The sequence below is a fragment of the Rhizobium sp. PRIMUS64 genome, from assembly GCF_023006465.1.
Classification (GTDB): Bacteria; Pseudomonadota; Alphaproteobacteria; order Rhizobiales; family Rhizobiaceae; genus Rhizobium; species Rhizobium leguminosarum.
In genome coordinates, this window is record NZ_JALBGX010000309.1 from 1 (window position 1) to 818 (window position 818).

Consider the following 818-nt stretch of genomic DNA (forward strand, 5'->3'; position numbering starts at 1 on the left):
AAGTCCGAGAACCATCGGCCGGGCCTGGTGCAGCACTCCTTCGGCTGGCCGCTCGGCATGAAGACCGGCGGCGGCTCCTTCCTCTATCACCTGGAAGACAATCTGGTGGCGGTCGGCTTCGTCGTCCACCTCAATTACAAGAACCCCTATCTCTATCCCTTCGAGGAATTCCAGCGCTTCAAGACCCATCCGGCGATCCGCACCACCTTCGAGGGCGGCAAGCGGCTGTCTTATGGCGCTCGCGCCATCACCGAGGGCGGCTACCAGTCGGTGCCGAAGCTTTCCTTCCCCGGCGGCGCGCTGATCGGCTGTTCGGCCGGTCTCGTCAACGTGCCGCGCATCAAGGGCAGCCACAATGCGGTGCTGTCGGGCATGCTGGCCGCCGAGAAGATCGCCGCCGCGATTACCGCCGGCCGCAGTCATGACGAAGTGATCGAGATCGAGACTGAATGGCGCAAAGGCGACATCGGCAAGGATTTGAAGCGGGTGCGCAACGTCAAGCCGCTGTGGTCGAAGTTCGGCACCGCGCTTGGCGTAGCGCTCGGCGGCTTCGACATGTGGACCAACACGCTGTTCGGCCTTTCCGTCTTCGGCACGCTGAAACATGGCAAGACCGATGCGCAGTCGCTCGAACCTGCCTCGATGCACAAGCCGATCGCCTATCCGAAACCCGATGGCGTCTTGACCTTCGATCGGCTGTCCTCGGTGTTCCTGTCGAACACCAATCACGAGGAAGACCAGCCGGTGCATCTGCAGGTCAAGGACATGGCGCTGCAGAAGAGTTCGGAACACGACATCTATGCCGGCCCGTCGACGCG

Annotated in this window: 1 protein-coding gene; it reads left to right on the top strand. The window is 62.5% G+C overall.

The genetic code is table 11. The features are described 5' to 3' along the window. Nucleotides 1-818, top strand: an 818-nt coding sequence (locus MOV76_RS39280; protein ID WP_247266608.1) for an electron-transfer flavoprotein:ubiquinone oxidoreductase, incomplete at both ends; no start/stop codon positions are given.